18 protein-coding genes are annotated in these 17,109 nt (G+C 72.8%); 4 read left to right on the top strand and 14 right to left on the bottom strand.

Annotated elements, in window-relative coordinates; translation table 11 throughout:
* The 4 genes from D1825_RS05780 to D1825_RS05765 form a co-directional block, all read right to left on the bottom strand.
* On the bottom strand, positions 1–1,031 hold a 1,031-nt coding region (locus tag D1825_RS05780), incomplete at its 3' end, for a ribonuclease J (protein WP_138067475.1).
* A 14-nt stretch (positions 1,032–1,045) separates the two neighbouring features.
* Positions 1,046–1,963 (bottom strand): 4-hydroxy-tetrahydrodipicolinate synthase, encoded by a 918-nt coding sequence (gene dapA / locus D1825_RS05775; protein WP_118766496.1) that lies wholly within the window; start codon positions 1,961–1,963, stop codon positions 1,046–1,048.
* Between the two features lie 59 nt (positions 1,964–2,022).
* Entirely contained in the window at positions 2,023–2,520 is a 498-nt protein-coding gene (locus D1825_RS05770; RefSeq protein WP_118766495.1) for a dihydrofolate reductase, read from the bottom strand.
* The gene (locus D1825_RS05765) at positions 2,517–3,320 is read right to left on the bottom strand and encodes a thymidylate synthase (protein ID WP_118766494.1); all 804 of its coding nucleotides are present in this window, start codon (positions 3,318–3,320) and stop codon (positions 2,517–2,519) included. Before D1825_RS05765 ends, D1825_RS05770 begins: the two co-directional genes overlap by 4 nt.
* Positions 3,321–3,388: 68 nt before the next feature.
* On the opposite strand from D1825_RS05765, the gene D1825_RS05760 reads away from it, so the two are divergent.
* The 4 genes from D1825_RS05760 (at position 3,389) to D1825_RS05745 (ending at position 5,621) form a co-directional block, all read left to right on the top strand.
* Positions 3,389–4,075: an AzlC family ABC transporter permease gene (locus tag D1825_RS05760; protein WP_118766493.1), complete on the top strand. Its 687-nt coding sequence runs from the start codon at positions 3,389–3,391 to the stop codon at positions 4,073–4,075.
* On the top strand, positions 4,072–4,392 hold the full coding sequence (locus D1825_RS05755) for an AzlD domain-containing protein (protein ID WP_118766492.1): 321 nt from the start codon (positions 4,072–4,074) through the stop codon (positions 4,390–4,392). Before D1825_RS05760 ends, D1825_RS05755 begins: the two co-directional genes overlap by 4 nt.
* Positions 4,393–4,482: 90 nt before the next feature.
* Positions 4,483–5,067, top strand: a complete 585-nt coding sequence (locus tag D1825_RS05750; protein WP_118766497.1) for a TIGR00645 family protein — start codon at positions 4,483–4,485, stop codon at positions 5,065–5,067.
* Positions 5,067–5,621, top strand: a complete 555-nt coding sequence (locus D1825_RS05745) for a GNAT family N-acetyltransferase (RefSeq protein ID WP_118766491.1) — start codon at positions 5,067–5,069, stop codon at positions 5,619–5,621. The genes D1825_RS05750 and D1825_RS05745 overlap by 1 nt, the downstream gene beginning before the upstream one ends.
* On the opposite strand, the gene D1825_RS05740 is transcribed toward D1825_RS05745, so the two are convergent.
* From D1825_RS05740 to D1825_RS05695, 10 genes are all read right to left on the bottom strand, one after another.
* A complete protein-coding gene (locus D1825_RS05740; protein WP_118766490.1) occupies positions 5,618–6,079 on the bottom strand; it encodes a hypothetical protein in 462 nt (153 codons plus the stop codon). The two genes, D1825_RS05745 and D1825_RS05740, sit on opposite strands and share 4 nt — an antisense overlap.
* The gene (gene dapB, locus D1825_RS05735) at positions 6,079–6,828 is read right to left on the bottom strand and encodes a 4-hydroxy-tetrahydrodipicolinate reductase (protein ID WP_118766489.1); all 750 of its coding nucleotides are present in this window, start codon (positions 6,826–6,828) and stop codon (positions 6,079–6,081) included. The genes D1825_RS05740 and dapB overlap by 1 nt, the downstream gene beginning before the upstream one ends.
* Before the next feature lie 11 nt (positions 6,829–6,839).
* Complete coding sequence (locus D1825_RS05730; protein ID WP_118766488.1) at positions 6,840–7,649, bottom strand: hypothetical protein; 810 nt, start codon at positions 7,647–7,649, stop codon at positions 6,840–6,842.
* 48 nt (positions 7,650–7,697) lie between these two features.
* Complete coding sequence (locus tag D1825_RS05725; RefSeq protein WP_118766487.1) at positions 7,698–9,038, bottom strand: M16 family metallopeptidase; 1,341 nt, start codon at positions 9,036–9,038, stop codon at positions 7,698–7,700.
* Between the two features lie 2 nt (positions 9,039–9,040).
* Positions 9,041–11,275, bottom strand: a complete 2,235-nt coding sequence (locus tag D1825_RS05720) for a polyribonucleotide nucleotidyltransferase (RefSeq protein ID WP_118766486.1) — start codon at positions 11,273–11,275, stop codon at positions 9,041–9,043.
* A 205-nt stretch (positions 11,276–11,480) separates the two neighbouring features.
* Positions 11,481–11,750 (bottom strand): 30S ribosomal protein S15, encoded by a 270-nt coding sequence (rpsO, locus tag D1825_RS05715; RefSeq protein WP_118766485.1) that lies wholly within the window; start codon positions 11,748–11,750, stop codon positions 11,481–11,483.
* 72 nt (positions 11,751–11,822) lie between these two features.
* Positions 11,823–13,073 (bottom strand): NAD(P)/FAD-dependent oxidoreductase, encoded by a 1,251-nt coding sequence (locus tag D1825_RS05710; protein ID WP_118766484.1) that lies wholly within the window; start codon positions 13,071–13,073, stop codon positions 11,823–11,825.
* Between the two features lie 2 nt (positions 13,074–13,075).
* Positions 13,076–14,137, bottom strand: a complete 1,062-nt coding sequence (locus tag D1825_RS05705) for a semialdehyde dehydrogenase (RefSeq protein ID WP_118766483.1) — start codon at positions 14,135–14,137, stop codon at positions 13,076–13,078.
* Between the two features lie 75 nt (positions 14,138–14,212).
* Positions 14,213–15,217 (bottom strand): bifunctional riboflavin kinase/FAD synthetase, encoded by a 1,005-nt coding sequence (locus D1825_RS05700; RefSeq protein WP_118766482.1) that lies wholly within the window; start codon positions 15,215–15,217, stop codon positions 14,213–14,215.
* A gap of 170 nt (positions 15,218–15,387) precedes the next feature.
* A partial coding sequence (locus D1825_RS05695; RefSeq protein ID WP_199721509.1) for a glycoside hydrolase family 9 protein occupies positions 15,388–17,109 on the bottom strand: 1,722 nt, incomplete at its 5' end.

The raw sequence follows: 17,109 nt of genomic DNA, 5'->3' as shown, positions 1-17,109 counted from the left end.
GGGATGAGCGACGACGCGAGGATCACGGTGTCGCCGAACCCGACCGACACGCGGTGGTCGTTGTTCGCCATGCGCGACAGCGCGGCCATCGGCTCGCCCTGCGAGCCGGTGCACATCAGCACGAGCTCGTCGTCGGGCAGGTCGTCGATCTTCTTGATGTCGATGAGCACGCCGTCCGGCACCTTGAGGTAGCCGAGGTCGGCGGCGATGGCCATGTTGCGGACCATCGAGCGCCCGACGAGGGCCACGCGGCGGCCGTGCGCGTGCGCGGCATCGAGCACCTGCTGCACGCGGTGCACGTGCGAGGAGAACGACGCGACGATGATGCGCTTGGTCGAGTCGCCGAAGACCTGGTCGAGCACCGGCCCGATCCCCCGCTCCTGCGCGACGAAGCCGGGCACCTCGGCGTTGGTGGAGTCGACCATGAACAGGTCGACGCCCTCCTCGCCGAGGCGGGCGAACGCGCGCAGGTCCGTGATGCGGCCGTCGAGCGGCAGCTGGTCCATCTTGAAGTCGCCCGTGTGCAGCACGGTGCCGGCGCCGGTGCGCACCGCGACCGCGAGCGCGTCGGGGATGGAGTGGTTGACCGCGACGAACTCGCACTCGAAGGCGCCGAGCTGCTCGACCTGACCCTCCTTGACGACCATGCTCAGCGGCTGGATGCGGTGCTCCTTGAGCTTCGCCTCCACGAACGCGAGCGTGAGCTGCGAGCCCACGATGGGGATGTCGCGGCGCAGGCGCAGCAGGTACGGGACGGCGCCGATGTGGTCCTCGTGGCCGTGCGTGAGCACGATGGCCTCGATGTCCGCCAGGCGGTCCTTGATGTACTCGAAGTCCGGCAGGATCAGGTCGACGCCGGGCTGGTGGTCCTCGGGGAACAGCACGCCGCAGTCGATGACGAGCAGGCGCCCGTCGTACTCGAGAACGGCCATGTTGCGTCCGACCTCACCGAGGCCGCCGAGGGCGACGATGCGCAGGGCACCGGGCGCGAGCGGCGGCGGCGGGGTGAGCTCGGGATGCGGGTGACTCATGGATCTCCTGGGTGTCAGGCGAGGGCTGCGTCGAGCAACCCTGCGGCGCGCAGACCTGCGCGGATGTCGTCGACGTCCTCATCGGACGCCGGAACGTAAGGGAGGCGGACCGTGCGGCCCGACAGCAGCCCGATGATCTCGAGCGCCGCCTTGGCGTACACCGCCTGGAAGCCCGCGCCGTTGATCGCCTGGATCGCGGGGGTGACGGACCGGAACAGCCGCAGCGCCTCGGCGTGGTCGCCGGCGTCCCAGGCCCGGATCACGGCGGCGAACTGCGGCCCGACGACGTGCGTGGCGACGCCCACGACACCCGCAGCCCCGTGGGCGAGGAACGGCAGCAGCAGGCCGTCGTCGCCGCAGTACCAGGCCAGGCCGGTGCGCTCGGCAGCACCCGACGCCGTGAAGACGTCGCCCGTGGCGTCCTTCATCGCGATGATCCGCGGGTGCAGGGCCAGCTCGTCGATCGCCGAGGCGGACATCCGCACTCCCGCACGCCCGGGGACGTCGTAGAGCATCACGGGCAGGTCGGTCGCGTCGGCGACGGCGTGCACGTGGGCGACGAGGCCGGGCTGCGAGGGCCGCGAGTAGTAGGGGCTGACGACGAGCAGCCCGTGCGCGCCCGCCTCGGCGGCCTGCTCGGCCATCCGGACGGCGTGAGCGGTGTCGTTGGATCCCGCTCCCGCGACGACGTAGGCCCGGTCTCCGACAGCCTCGACGACGGCCGCGACGACCTCGGCCTTCTCGGGCGCATGGGTCGTGGGCGCCTCACCGGTGGTGCCGTTGAGGACCAGGCCGTCGTGCCCGCTGTCGACGAGGTGGCGAGCCAGGGTCACGGCGGCCTGGAGGTCGACCGCTCCGTCGTCGGTCATCGGCGTGACCATGGCGGACAGGACCGCCCCGAACGGGCGCTGGGGCGATGTCACGGACGGCATGGGACAACCGTACCGCCCGCCCTGCTCACGGCACGGCGTTGTTCACCAGCTCCGCGCGGTCAGCGGCGGACGTACGACTCGAACCGGTAGGGCACGTCCTGGCTCGACATGTGCCACCCGTCCACCGGGTCGCTCGCGACCTCGCGCCACTCGTCGTCGGGCAGGTCCGGTGCCCACGTGTCGCCGTCGACGGCCACGCCGACGACGGTCACCTCGACGCGTCCGGCGAGAGGGAGCGCCTGGGCGTACACCGCTCCCCCGCCCACGACCCAGACGTCCTCGTCCCCGAGGAGCTCGAGCGCGGCAGGAAGCGACCCGACGACCTCAGCGCCGGGTGCGTCGAAGCCGTCCGAGCGCGACAGCACGACGTTGCGCCGGCCGGGCAGCGGCCGGAACCGCTCGGGGAGCGACTCCCACGTCGCGCGGCCCATCACGACCGGATGGCCGCCGGTCAGCGACCGGAACCGCGCGAGGTCCTCGGGAAGGTGCCACGGCAGGCCGCCACCCGAGCCGATGACCCCGTCGCGCGTCCGCGCCCAGATCAGCGAGACGCTCACACCGCCACCGGCGCCTTGATCGCGGGGTGGTGCTGGTAGTCGAGCACCTCGATGTCCTCGTACGCGTACTCGACGATCGACGGCGCACGCCGGAGCCGGAGCGCGGGTGGCGCGTACGCCTCGCGGCTCAGCTGCTCGCGCACCTGGTCGACGTGGTTGTCGTAGATGTGGCAGTCGCCGCCGGTCCAGACGAAGTCGCCGACCTCGAGGTCGAGCTGCTGCGCGACCATGTGCGTGAGCAGCGCGTACGACGCGATGTTGAACGGCACGCCGAGGAACAGGTCGGCCGAGCGCTGGTAGAGCTGGCACGAGAGCTTGCCGTCGGCGACGTAGAACTGGAAGAACGCGTGGCACGGGGCGAGCGCCATCGACGGGATGTCCGCGACGTTCCACGCCGAGACGATGTGCCGACGCGAGTCCGGGTCCCGGCGCAGGTTCGCCATCAGCTCGGTGATCTGGTCGATCTGCCCGCCGTCCGGCGTGGGCCACGATCGCCACTGCACCCCGTAGACCGGGCCGAGCTCGCCGCGCTCGTCGGCCCACTCGTCCCAGATCGACACACCGTGCTCGCGCAGCCAGCCGACGTTGGAGTCGCCGCGCAGGAACCACAGCAGCTCGTACGCGATCGACTTCAGGTGCACGCGCTTGGTCGTGACAAGCGGGAACCCGGCCGACAGGTCGAACCGCATCTGGTGCCCGAAGACGCTGCGCGTCCCCGTGCCCGTGCGGTCGGCCTTCGGCGTCCCGGTCTCCAGGACGAGTCGCAGCAGGTCCTCGTACGGCGTCTCGACGAGCGTCATGCGGGTCATCGTAGGCGCGTCTCGGTCGCTACGACGCCGCCCGGCCGCCGAAACGTAGGGTGTCGCCCATGACCCCCGACGCGCGCCGAGCGGTGCTGCGTCAGTCGATCTCGGTCGCGGTCGCCACGGGCCTCTACGGGATCTCGTTCGGCGCGCTCTCGGTCGTCGCGGGCCTCAGCACGGCGCAGACGATGGCGCTCAGCCTCCTGATGTTCTCGGGCGGGTCCCAGTTCGCGTTCATCGGCGTGATCGGCGCGGGCGGAGCCGCGGGTGCGGCGATCGCGACCGCCGGGCTCCTGGGCGCGCGCAACGGGCTCTACGGCCCGCAGGTCACCCCGCTCCTCGCCGCGCACGGCTGGCGCAAGCCGCTCGCGGCCCAGCTCACGATCGACGAGTCGACCGCGGTCGCGACCGCTCAGAGCGACCCCGCAGCGGGACGACTCGGGTTCTGGTGGACCGGCGTCGGCGTCTTCGTCATGTGGAACCTGTTCACGCTGCTCGGGGCGGTGCTGGGTGACGCGCTCGGCGACCCCCGCACCTACGGGCTCGACGCGGCCGCGGCGGCGGCGTTCCTCGCGCTCGTCTGGCCCCGCCTCGCGGACGGCCTCGCGCGGCTCGTCGCCGGCGCCGCGGTGGCCGTCGGCCTGGCACTGACCCCGTTCACGCCCGCCGGCGTGCCCGTGCTGCTGGCCGCGGTCGTCGCCGTCGTCGTCGGCCTCGTCGCCCCCCAGGACGAGACGAAGGAGCCCGCATGAGCCCCGCCGCCACCTGGTTCGCGGTCATCGCCGCCAGTGCGGTCGTCTTCGCGCTCAAGCTCGTCGGCCACCTCGTCCCGGACCACTGGCTCGCCAAGCCGCGCGTCGCACGGACCGCGGCGCTGGTCACGGTCGCGCTGCTGTCCGCCCTGGTCGCCGTCCAGGCCGCCACGATCGGGCGGCACCTGGTCGCCGACGCACGCCTCCCCGCGCTCGCCGTGGCCGCGGTCGCGCTGATGCTGCGCGCGCCGTTCATCGTCGTCGTCGTCCTGGCCGCCGGCACGGCCGCGCTGCTGCGCGCCCTCGGGATGAGCTAGCCAGGGCACGATCCGAGCACGTCGGCCGTTGGGGGATTGCCCGACGACGACGCGGTCGCGATCGCGACCCCCGCCACGAAGGACCCACCCATGAGTTCCACCACGCCCGCGCCCACGCGCGGCTCCACCATCGGCTCGCTGATCTTCCTGTCCCGCTGGCTCCAGGTGCCCCTGTACCTCGGCCTGATCGTCGCGCAGGCGGTCTACGTGTGGCAGTTCATGAAGGAGCTGTGGCACCTCGCGCACGGGGTCTTCACCGGCCACGGCATGGACGAGGGCGAGATCATCATCGCGGTCCTCGGCCTGGTCGACGTCGTGATGATCGCCAACCTCCTGATCATGGTGATCGTCGGCGGCTACGAGACGTTCGTGTCCCGCATCCGTCTGGACAACCACCCCGACCAGCCCGAGTGGCTCTCGCACGTCAACGCCAACGTGCTCAAGACCAAGCTCGCGATGTCGATCATCGGGATCTCCTCGATCCACCTGCTGCGCAGCTTCATCGAGGCCGAGCACACGGTCAACGAGCCGAACGGTGGCGAGGCGCTGCTCTGGCAGACGATCATCCACCTCGCATTCATCGTCTCCGCCGTCGCGCTCGCGTGGATCGACAAGGTGTCCATGAAGCACCCGCCGAAGGTCGCACCGGCCCCGGTTCCGGCTACCGTCGCCTGATGCCTCTGTTCACGGACCACGCCGACGTCTCCGTCCGCCCCGCCGTCCCCGGAGACGAGACCCCGATCGCCCGCGTCCAGCTCGCCGCCTGGCGCGACGAGCACGCGGACGTCCTGGGCGCGGACGTGCTCGACCTGCTCGACGAGCAAGCGGTGGTCGACCAGTGGGCGAGCGCGATCAGCGCTGCGCCCACGGGCCACCGCGTGCTGGTCGCGTGCGACGGCGCCACCGTCGTCGGCTTCACGGCCATCGCGCCCGTCCCCGCCCCCGACGACGCGGCGCCGGGCGGGGTCATCCTCGCGCTCGAGGTCCTCCCGCAGGCGCAGCGCGGCGGGCACGGCTCACGCCTGCTGGCCGCGGCCGTCGACCTCCTGCGCGAGCAGGGCGCCGACCAGGTGCACACGTGGGTGCTCGACGGCGACGACGCGCGCGCGCAGTTCCTGCGCGGCGCGGGCCTGGGTCCCGACGAGACCACCCGTGAGCTCGCGTCGGGAACGCAGCCCGACGGCAGCCACCGGGTCGTGACCGAGCACCGGTGGTGGGGGGCGATCTAGGCCCGGTACAGCCGACGAGCGGTCCGCAGCGACTCGCGCGCCCGCTTCCGGTCCCCCGCCGCGTCGTAAGCGAAGGCCAGGTGGTACCAGGACCGCCAGTCGTCCGGCGCGGCCTCGGTGACGTCGCGCGCCGCGTCGAACTGCTCGCGCGCCACGGCCCGGTCGATCCGGCCGCCCGGCGAGCGAGGCAGGTCGTCGACCGGCAGCTCGCCGGCCGCCGCGAGCTCGTCGGCCAGCCGCTGCACGTCGATCGCGAGCATCCACTCGCGCGCGATCACCCAGATGACGACGAGCGGCAGGACGAGGAACGCGGCGCCGAGCAGGATCCCGACGACCTTGCCCGTCTGGATCAGCGCGATCGCGCCAGCGGCGACCAGCCACACGTACAGCCCCAGGAGGGCGGTGAGCACGACCGCGCCGGCCACCGCGGTGCGGCGGGTGCGGGACGAGGACGCCATCAGCCGAGGTCGAGCAGGTGCTCGAGGCCCACGGTCAGGCCCGGGTGCGAGCCCACCTGACGGACGCCGAGCAGCACCCCGGGCATGAACGAGACGCGGTCGAACGAGTCGTGCCGGATCGTCAGCTGCTCGCCCGCGTTGCCCAGCAGGATCTCCTCGTGCGCGACGAGCCCGCGCAGGCGCACGGCGTGCACCCGGACCCCGTCGACGTCGGCGCCGCGGGCACCGTCGAGCTCCTGCGTCGTCGCGTCGGGGCTGGGCCCGACGCCGGCCGCGGTGCGCGCCGCGGCGATCGCGGCCGCCGTGTGCTGCGCGGTGCCCGACGGTGCGTCGACCTTGTCCGGGTGGTGCAGCTCGATCACCTCGACCGACTCGAACCAGGCCGCCGCCCGCGCGGCGAACGCCATCGCGAACACCGCGCCGAGCGCGAAGTTGGGGGCGATGAGCACACCCACACCGGGGCGGTCGGCCAGGTGGTCGCGCACGCGCGCCTTCGACTCGTCGTCCCACCCCGTCGTCCCGACCACCACGTGCACGCCCGCGTCGATCAGCGCGTGCACGTTGGACTCGGTGACCGCGGGGACCGTGAAGTCGATCGCGACGTCCGCACCGGCCGCGGCCGACAGGTCGTCGCCCGCGTCGAGGGTCGCGACGAGCTCGAGGTCGTCGGCTCCCTGCACGGCTCGGACGACGGTGGATCCCATGCGGCCCGCGGCCCCGAGGACGGCTACCTTGATGCGCTCGCTCACGGGTGACGACCCTAGACGGTCGCCGGCCCGACGAGCGCCGCGATCCGCTCCTCGACCCGGCGCAGCTCGACCGGGTCCAGGCCCGTCGAGCGCTCCACCTCGCGCGGCGGGACCTCCGCGCGCGAGTACCAGCTCAGCGCCTGCAGCACCGCGTCCGGCCGCGCGACGCCCGGTCCCACGGCCTGCCGCACGAACGACGCGAACCGCACCGCGGCGAGGTAGTCGGCCGGCTGCGCCCCGAGGAACAGCAGCGTCCAGCGGTGCAGGTCGCTCACGGTCACGCCCTCGGCCCGGGCCAGCTCCTGGGCGCTGACGAGCCCCGCACGCTCGTCGACCAGCCGCAGCACCTCCCCGAACCGCACGGCGTCGAGGGTGGGCTCGACCCGTCGGGCGACGAGCGCGTCCACGAGCTCGTGCGCCGCAGCGGCGAACCGCCCCGCGGCCAGCTCGTCCGACGCACGCCCGAGAGCCGGGCCGACGAGCCCCTCCGCGTCACCCCACGCGTCGACCAGCCCGGGCGCTCCGACCGCGGCGAGGGCCGACGGGGCCAGCTGGATCCCCAGCCGCACCCCCGAACCGTCCTGCACGCGCACCACGGGCCGAGTCATGAGCCCGCGCACGCCCGTCGCGTCCGGGGTGCTCGCGCCGGTCAGGGTGTCGACGAGCGACCCGTCGCCCTCGAGCACCACCTGCAGCAGCCCGCGCCCGTCGGGCAGCAGGATCTCGCGCGAGGGACCGCCGCCGACGACCACCCAGGCGTGCTCGACGAGCCCGGGCACCTCGACGTCGATCCGCGTGTACTGCACCTGGTCGACGGGCATGAACCCATGATCGCCCCTCCGGGGCGCCCTGGGTGCGGGATCGAGGACTCAGTCCCCGAACGGACCCACGCGGATCACGGACCGCGGCCGGGACGCGAGCTCGGCGGCCAGCGCCTGCACGTCGGCGGCCGTGACGGCCTGCACCAGCTCGAGCGACTCGTCGATGCTCAGCAGCTCGCCGTGCACCAGCTCCGCCTTGCCGAGCCGGCTCATGCGCGAGCCGGAGTCCTCCATGCCGAGCACGAGCCCGCCGGAGAGCTGGCCGATCGAGCGCGTGAGCTCGGCGGCCGTGATGGGCGCGTCGGCGAGGTGCTCGAGCTCGGCGATCATCAGGGCGAGGATCTCGTCGACCCGGGCCGGCGTGCAGCCCGCGTAGAGGCCGAAGACGCCGGTGTCCGAGTGGCCCGACGAGAACGAGTAGGTGGAGTACGCCAGGCCGCGCTTCTCGCGGATCTCCTGGAACAGGCGCGAGGACATCCCGCCGCCCAGGACCGCGTTGAGCACGGACAGCGTGAAGCGGCGGGGGTCCGTCGCGGTCAGCGAGGTGCCGCCGACGATGACGTTCGCCTGCTCGGTGTGGCGGCGGATCGTCTTCTCGACCCCGGCCGCGGGGATGCCGGCCGTGCCGGCGGGGACGCCGAGCGCGGGGGCGCGTCGGCCGCGCGGTGCGCCGCCGGTCATGTCCCAGCCGCCGTCGGCCAGCGCGGTCTCGACCTGCGCGACGAGCGCGTCGTGGTCGACCCCGCCTGCAGCGCTCACGACGAGGGTCTCGGGCTGGTAGTGCCAGCGGTAGTGCTCCCAGACCGCGTCGCGCGGGACCGCGCGGATGGACTCGGGGGTGCCGCCGATCGGCCGGCCCAGGGGGTGCTCACCGAGCACCAGGGCGGCGAACTGCTCGTGCGCGACGTCGCTCGGGTCGTCGTCGTTCATCGCGAGCTCTTCGAGGATCACGCCGCGCTCGGTCTCGAGCTCGTCGGTCTCGAGGCGCGCGGAGGTGACCATGTCGGTGATCACGTCGACCGCCATCGGCAGGTCGGTGTCGAGCACGCGTGCGTAGTAGCACGTGTGCTCCTTGCCGGTGGCGGCGTTGGCCTCTCCACCGACCTCGTCGAACGCCTCCGCGATGTCCATCGCGGTGCGCTTCGCGGTGCCCTTGAACAGCAGGTGCTCGAGGAAGTGCGTCGAGCCGTGGTGGCCCGACTCCTCGTCGCGCGAGCCGACGCCGACCCACGCGCCCACGGTGGCCGAGCGCAGACCGGGCATGTGCTCGGTCAGCACGCGGACCCCGCCGGGCAGGACGGAACGGCGCACGAGGGCGCCGCCGTCCTGCTCGGCGGACCGGTCGGCCCCGGACGTACCGGGGCCGACCAGCGGGAGATCCAGCGGCATCGTCAGGCGTCGACCGACGCAGGCTCAGACGCCTCGTCCGCAGCGTCTTCAACGACAGCGTGCAGCGACAGCTTGCCGCGGGGGTCGATCTCGCCGATCTCGACCTGGACCTTCTGCCCGATGGACAGGACGTCCTCGACGTTCTCGACGCGCTTGCCACCCACGAGGCGACGGATCTGCGAGATGTGCAGCAGGCCGTCCTTGCCCGGGCTCAGGGAGATGAACGCACCGAACGTCGTGGTCTTGACGACCGTGCCGACGAAGCGCTCCCCGATCTCGGGCATGTGCGGGTTGGCGATCGCGTTGATCGCCGCCCGCGCGGCCTCCGCCGACGGACCGTCGGTGGCGCCGATGTAGACCGTGCCGTCGTCCTCGATCGAGATGTCGGCGCCGGTCTCCTCCTGGATCTGGTTGATCATCTTGCCCTTCGGGCCGATGACCTCGCCGATCTTGTCGACGGGGACCTTCACCGTGATGACGCGGGGAGCGAACGGGCTCATCTCGTCCGGGACGTCGATCGCCTCGGCGATGACGTCGAGGATCGCGAGGCGCGCCTCCTTGGCCTGCGTGAGCGCGCCGCCGAGCACCGAGGCGGGGATGCCCTCGAGCTTGGTGTCGAGCTGGATGGCCGTGACGAACTCACGGGTGCCGGCGACCTTGAAGTCCATGTCGCCGAACGCGTCCTCGGCACCGAGGATGTCCGTGAGGGCGGCGTAACGCGTCTCACCGTTCACCGTGTCGGAGACCAGGCCCATGGCGATGCCCGCGACGGGCGCGCGCAGCGGCACACCGGCGTTGAGCAGCGACAGGGTGGACGCGCAGACCGAGCCCATCGAGGTCGAGCCGTTGGAGCTCAGCGCCTCGGAGACCTGGCGGATGGCGTAGGGGAACTCCTCGCGGCTCGGCAGGACCGGCATGAGCGCGCGCTCGGCGAGCGCTCCGTGGCCGATCTCGCGACGCTTCGGCGAACCGACGCGACCCGTCTCGCCCGTGGAGTAGGGCGGGAAGTTGTAGTTGTGCATGTAGCGCTTGCGCGTCTCCGGGGAGAGCGTGTCGAGCTGCTGCTCCATGCGCAGCATGTTCAGCGTGGTGACACCCAGGATCTGGGTCTCGCCGCGCTCGAAGATCGCCGAGCCGTGCACGCGGGGCAGGACCTCGACCTCGGCCGAGAGCGTGCGGATGTCGCGCAGGCCACGGCCGTCGATGCGGAAGCCGTCGGTGAGGATCCGCTGGCGGATGAGCTTCTTCTGGACCGAGCGGAACGCTGCGGACAGCTCCTTCTCGCGGCCCTCGAACTGCTCGGAGAGCGAGGCGACGACCTCGGCCTTGATCTCGTCCAGGCGGTTCTCGCGGTCGTGCTTGTCCGCGATCTGCAGCGCGCTGTCGAGCGGGCCGGACGCGGCACCCTCGACGGCGGCGTAGGCGTCGTCCTGGTAGTCCGGGAACGTCGGGAACGCCTGCGTCTCCTTGGCGGCCTTCGAGGCGAGCTCCTGCTGCGCCTCGACGAGCACCTTGATGAACGGCTTGGCGGCCTCGAGGCCCTGGGCCACGACCTCCTCGGTGGGTGCGGTGGCACCCTCCTGGATGAGGTTCCACGACTTCTCGGGCGCCTCGGCCTCGATCATGGCGATGGCAACATCGTCGCCACCGTCTGTTCCAGCAACGACGCGGCCGGCGACGACCATGTCGAACGTGGCGCGCTCGCGCTCGGAGTAGCGCGGGAAGGCGACCCACTGGCCGTCGATGAGCGCGATGCGCACACCGGCGACGGGGCCGGAGAACGGCAGGCCGGACAGCTGCGTCGAGATCGACGCGGCGTTGATGGCGAGCACGTCGTACGCGTCGTCCGGGTGGATGGCCAGGACCGTGACGACGACCTGGACCTCGTTGCGCAGGCCCTTGACGAACAGGGGGCGCAGCGGGCGGTCGACGAGCCGGCAGGCGAGGATCGCCTCGGTCGAGGGACGGCCCTCGCGGCGGAAGAACGAGCCGGGGATCTTGCCGGCGGCGTACTGCCGCTCCTCGACGTCGATCGTCAGCGGGAAGAAGTCGAAGTGGTCCTTCGGGTGCTTGCCGGCCGTGGTGGCCGACAGCAGCATCGTGTCGCCGTCCAGGTAGGCGGCGGCGGAGCCGGCGGCCTGCTTGGCCAGGCGGCCCGTCTCGAAGCGGATGGTGCGGGTGCCGAAGCGACCGTTGTCGATGACGGCCTCGGCGAACTGGATCTCGGGACCCTCCACGGGTGCCCTCCTTGTTCTCGAAGGCGCCGGCCGGCCTCGACGGTCTTCGACCGTGGTCCCCGGAACACCTGTTCCGGAAGCCACTACCGAGGACCAGACGAGCGGGCCGACGCGGTGGATCGTGCTGGTACTGCTGGCACTGCTGGTACTACGGGAACATCAGACCAGCCCGGACCCTACGGCGGGTCCGGGCTGGTCCGGTGGTTCAGCGGCGCAGGCCGAGGCGCTCGATCAGCGCCCGGTAGCGGTTGATGTCGACCTTCTGCAGGTAACCGAGCAGGCGGCGACGACGACCGACGAGCAGCAGCAGACCGCGGCGGCTGTGGTGGTCGTGCTTGTGCTCCTTGAGGTGCTCGGTCAGGTCCTTGATGCGCTGCGTGAGCACCGCGATCTGGACCTCGGGGGAACCGGTGTCGCCCTCGTGCGTGGCGTACTCGGTCATGATGGTGGCCTTGATGGCGTTGTCGAGGGGCACGGCTCTCCTGGTTTGACTCGTTGCGCGGTGCTCCGGGGCTTGTCCACCCGGGCTCTCTCGTTCCGCGGCCGTTCAGACGGCAGCGTCCAGGGTACCAGTGTTCGAGGCGACACCGTGCGTGGCGTCGGCCACTGCGGGCCGGCCGCCGGCAGTCCGCAGGCCGAGCAGGAGCCAGTCTCCCATCGCCGCGAGCGCGAGCCGGCGCGAGGGCATGAAGGCGTGGAAGAACACCCATCGCGTGAGCCACGCGACCCACCCCGTGAGCTGCACGCCGTACAGCTCGGCCGCCCCACGGCCGACGCCGAGGCTCGCTGCCTGGCCCAGCCCGGGGAACCGGAACACCCGCGCGCGGCGACCGCGCACGGTGCGCGCGATGTTGCGCCCGGCGCCGGTTCCCGCCTTGATCGCCCACAGCGCGTTGGGCGGGCACGGCCCGGACCCGTTCGGGTGCGGCACCGCCGCCGCGTCTCCCCCGGACCACACCCCGCGGAGCGTGGTCCGCAGTCGCCGGTCCACCACGAGCCGCCCGTCGGTGGCCCGCTCGGCTGCGAGCCCGGGCAGCGTCACGACCACCTGTCCCACCGCGGAGACGACCGTCCCGGCCGGGATCGTCGTGCCGTCGTCCAGCGCGACACCGTCCTCGTCGACCCGCGCGACCCGGGCGCCGCAGCGGACCTCGACCCCCGCGCGCTCCGCCTGCTCGACCGCGTACCGCGCGACGCGCTCGAACCGCGGGCGCAGGTCCGGCAGCACGTGCTCACCGCCGTGCACGAGCACCACGCGCGCGTCGGGGTCGTCGCGCCGCATCCGGGCCGCCATCGCGACGGCCGCCTCGGTGCCGGCCAGTCCCCCGCCGACCACGACCGCCGCCCCGCACCCCGCCTCGAGCCGCCCGACGAGCGTGTCGAGGCCGCCGTCGTCCTTGAGCGACCACCCGTGCTCGGCGAGCCCGGGCACCCGCTCGCGCGCGTCGCGCGAGCCCGTCGCGACGAGCAGGTGGTCGTACGGCAGCAGGCGCACGCCGTCGTCGGTGGTCACCGAGACCGTGCGCGCGACCGGGTCGAGCGCGGTCGCGCTGCCGTGCAGCACCCAGGCGGGCGGCACGACGTCGACGAGTGCGGTGCGCGCCCGCTCCCCGCGGACGTGGCCCGAGAGCACCTCCCCCGTCCAGCCGTGGAACGCGTGCGCAGTGGTGGCCGAGACGACCGTGACGCGCACCGACCCCTCGCGCAGCGGCCGCCGCAGGCCACGGGCCAGCGCACGCGCCGCCCAGATCGCGGTGTAGCCGCCGCCGAGGACGACGACCTCGATCGGCGCCTCCATGCTCACAGCCCGACGAGCTCGTGCGCCGACCACGGACCGGCGGCGAGCGGCTGGCCGAACGAGAGCGGCTCGGCGAGCCCGAAGCCCAGGTGCGAGAACCGGTCCGCGGCGTCCTGCATCCTCCGGGCGTGCGCGACGGTCGCGTCGCCCACGGCCGGCGTCGTGCAGCCGTCGAACGCCATGAGCATCGTCTCGCAGAGGCACGCGTAGGCGTACCCGCGCGGCAGCCCGATGTCCGCGCGCACGTCCAGCCCGCGCACGTCCGCGAGGCCGCCGTCGACGACCAGCACGTCCGGCCGCTCGACCGTGAGCGCCGGGTCGGTGTTGCGCGGCTGGGTGTCGTCCAGGACCACCGCCCCGGGCTTGAGGTGCTCGGACCGCAGCAGGGCGTCGGTCGACGAGGTGAGCACGACGACGAGGTCCGCGTCCCGGACGGCGTCGATCTCGGTCGACTCGTGCACCGGCAGCCCGGGCCTCGTCGACCGCACCTGCTCGGCGAGCTCGGCGAGCCGGTGCCGCCGGCGGGCCACGAGCGTGAGCTCGCCGAGGTCGAGGTCGTCGGCGAGCAGGGCCACGACGCACGAGCCAACGCTGCCGGTCGCGCCGAGCACCGCGACGTGCGGCCGGTCCATCTGGCCGACCAGCCGCCGCACGGCCTGCGCGGTCAGCTGCGCGGTGAACGCGTTGCCGTTCGTGAGGGTCACGCCCGGCCGCTCGCGCAGCAGGCGCCCGCCGGCGGTCACGGGCGCGGTCAGCGCGCCCAGCCCGACGACGTCCGCGCCGAGGCTCACCGCGAGGTCGACCGCGCTCTCCACCTTGCCGAGCACCCAGCGCCGGTCCTCGTGCAGCATCTGCCGCGCGCCGACCGGGACGACGACGAGCCAGCCGGCCACGCCGTCCTCGTCGGGACGCGACACCGTGCCCAGGGTCAGGGGCGGGACAGGCAGGTGGCGCAAGCCCCATTCCAGCGCGCCCGAGGGCACCGCACCGAGCGGGGACCAGACGCGCGCGAGGTCGTGCGAGACGTCGGCACGAGGGTGGACGAGGAAGGCGAACGTGGACACGGCAGGCTCCTGGCGGCGGGGACGATGCCGCTCAGGAGGTCACCGGGAGCCCCGGAGATACGCGCGCCGCGGGCTTCACCCCGCGTCGGGGGCCTGCCCGACCGGTGCCAGCACCTCGCGCACGCGCTCGACGTCGGCGTGCATCTGCGTGATCAGCGGCTCGATCCCGTCGAACTTCAGCGTCGGTCGCAACCGCTCGACGAGCTCGAGCACGACACGCTCGCCGTACAGGTCGAGGTCCGTCCGGTCGAGCACGTACGCCTCCACGCGACGCTGCACACCGTCGAACGTCGGGTTGGTGCCGATCGACACCGCGGACGGCAGCACCGTGCCGTCGGGGCGCCGCAGCCGGCCCGCGTACACGCCGTCCGCGGGCACCATGCCCTCGGCGTCCTGGCTCAGGTTGGCGGTCGGGAAGCCGAGCTCGCGGCCGCGCGCGTCGCCGTGCACGACCTCGCCGCGCAGCCGGTGCGGGCGGCCGAGCACCCGCGCGGCCTGCACCACGTCGCCCGCCTCGAGCAGCTCGCGCACCCAGGTCGACGACCAGCGTCGGCGCAGCGGGTCGGCCACGTGGTCCTCGGCGCTGCCCGGGTCGGCGCCCGCCGTCGGGGTGACGTCCTCGATGACCTCGACCGAGAAGCCGTAGGACCGGCCGAGCTCGACCATGGTCGCGAGGTCGCCCGAGTTGTTCCAGCCGAACCGCACGTCCCGCCCGACGACGACGACGCGCGCACCGAGGCCCTCGACGAGGTAGCGGCGGACGAACTCCTCGGGCGTCTGCCGTGCGAAGTCGAGCGTGTAGGTCAGCAGCAGGACCGCGTCGAGGCCGGTCGCCTCGAGGAGCTCGAGCCGGTCGGCGTCGCCCGTGAGCAGCGGCTGCGCCGACTCGGGCCGGTGCACCTGCTGCGGGTGCGGGGTGAAGGTCACGGCAACGGCGCTCGCGCCCGCCGACGCGGCGTCCGCGCACATGCGCTGCAGCACGCTCGCGTGGCCGCGGTGCACACCGTCGAAGTTGCCGATCGTCACGACCGAGGGGCCGAATCCGTCGGGAACGTCGGCGAGATCACGCCAGAGGTGCACGCCTGCTCCTGTCCGCTGCTGACCGGTCGGTCCGGTCGGTGTGGGTCGAGCCGCCGCGGGAGCGGTGGCACAGCGAGCAAGCCTGCCACCACTTCGGCCGTGCGTCGTCGCCCGGCACGACGACGCCCCGGCAGGAGACCCTGTCCGGGGCGCCGTCCGTCAGTCGCCCGTCAGCGCCGCAGCGTGACGTGCGCCGTGCGCGACGTGACCGATCCCTGCGAGTTCTTCACCACGACCCGGTAGTGCTTCGGCGACGTGCGGGTCACCTTGACCGTCAGGGTCTCGGACCGCGCGCCCGAGACCTTGACCCAGGCCTTGCCCTTCTTCGCCCACCACTGGACGCTCGCCGCCGGGTACGCGTCGGACGCCACCCGGAACGTCGCACGTGCCCCGGAGCGGACCTTGACGTCCTTGGGCTGCGACGTGATGACCGGGCGCGCCTTGCGGAGCGTGACCGTCGCGGTCGCGGTCGTCGCCGACCCGGCCGAGTTCGAGAACACCGCCCGGTAGCCCGCCCGGTGCTCGCCGCGCGTGACGACCACCTTGAGCGTCGTGCTCGTCGCCCCGCGCACGTCCTTCCACGCGGTGGCTCCCGGCGCCCGGCGCTGCCACTTCACGGTGGGCGTCGGATAGCCGGAGGCGGCGGCCGTGAGCGTGACCTTCGACTTCAGGACGCCCGACACCGACTTCGGCTGCTGGGTGACCTTCGGCGCGACCGGCTGCGGCGCGGCGCCCTGGTCGGCCACGAACGACGCGATCCAGGACAGGGCCGAGTTCCAGTTGACCGTGATCTCGTTGACCGACCACGCCTCGATGTCGTCGACGTAGCACCGCTGCGGCGTGCAGGGGTTGGATTCCGGGAAGAGGGCGTTCATCACGGGGTCCCACGTGCTCCGCAGCGAGTTGGGTCCACCCGCGAGCGACCCGTTCGGCGGCGGGACCATCCAGCGGCTGTGCTGGTGGCTGGAGAACTGCGTCCCGTAGCCGGTGATGTAGGAGTTGTTGAGCGCGTTGCGGCCCAGCAGGTAGTCCATGGACTCGAGCACCGCGCGGCTGAACCTCGCGTCGCGCGTGATGTCGAACGCCGTGGCGAGCACCACCTGGTTGTTCACGACCATGGAGTTCGAGCCCCAGTCGTACGTGCCGTTGCTGCCCGGGTACGCCGTGCCGAAGGGCTGGGCCTTCTGCCACGCCAGGTACTTCTCGGCCCCGGCGACGACGCTCGTGCGCGCCTGGTTGCGGAAGTCGCTGGGCACCGTCGCCAGGTCGAGCCGACCCAGCGCGGCGGTGCTGCCCCAGTTGAAGCCGCCCTCGGTCCAGATGTCGACGTTGCGGTGGGCGCTCTTCTCGACGTCCTTCTTGTAGGTCGAGGACTTCGTCGTCAGGTACAGCTCGGCGGCCGCCCAGTAGAACTCGTCCGCGACCTCGGTGTCGTCGTACGGACCGCCACCGTTCGAGCCGGCGCTGGCCGGCGCGTACAGGTCGGGCACCCGCTGCGCAGCGGCGTAAGCCGACGTGCTCGCGGCCAGCAGCTTCGCGGCGAACGCCTTGTCGTACTTCGCGAACAGGCGGGCGCCCTGGGCGGCCGTGGCCGCGACGTTGAGCGTGGCCGCCGTCGACGGACGGTGCAGGCGACGCTGCTGCGGGTCGGCCGAGGGCAGCAGGCCCAAACCGGTCCAGCCCACGTCGTGGATCTTGTGGTGCACGAGACCGTCGAGCGAGCGGGTGTCCGTGCTCGAGACGGTCATCCCGGATCCGGCCGGGACCTGCATCGCCAGGAAGAACTCGAGCTCCCAGCGTGCCTCGTCCAGGACGTCCGGGACGCCGTTGCCGCTCTCGTCGGCCGGGCCCTCGAGCGTGCCGTCCTTCAGCGCGCCCTTGGCCGCGTCGCT

This window comes from Cellulomonas rhizosphaerae (assembly GCF_003470205.1).
GTDB lineage: Bacteria > Actinomycetota > Actinomycetes > Actinomycetales > Cellulomonadaceae > Cellulomonas > Cellulomonas rhizosphaerae.
This window is presented reverse-complemented; position numbering and strand designations above follow the sequence as displayed.